The sequence below is a fragment of the Tamlana crocina genome, assembly GCF_012037625.1.
Genome location: NZ_JAAVJS010000627.1, coordinates 1 through 330 on the forward strand (window position 1 = coordinate 1; position 330 = coordinate 330).

Genomic DNA, 330 nt, shown 5'->3' on the forward strand with positions numbered 1-330 from the left:
ATGAGGCGTTAACCGAAGATCAAATGCGAAAGATTATTTACCAAGAAATAAATAATAGTTCAGGAAATGTGTACGGAAGTGTAATTCCTAAGTCCATATCCGATTCGGCCACATCAGCGGTAATCCCATGGTCGAATTTAAAGGCCTATTACCCGATGACGGATATCGTGAACCTAACGACCACCGATTTTTCGGGCAACGGCCTGTCTGCTCGTCTGCACAACATCACCACGGTACAGCCACAAACGGCACCTATGCCCTATAAAACGGTAGCTGATGGGTGCTGGTGCACCGAATCCACTTGGTTGCATGGCGATGTATGGGATATCG

At 47.0% G+C, this 330-nt stretch carries 1 protein-coding gene; it reads left to right on the top strand.

Going from position 1 to position 330, the window contains the following annotated elements; translation table 11 throughout:
- Positions 1–23: 23 nt before the first annotated feature.
- The coding region (locus HC176_RS20470; RefSeq protein ID WP_167920423.1) for a hypothetical protein at positions 24–330 on the top strand (307 nt) is incomplete at its 3' end.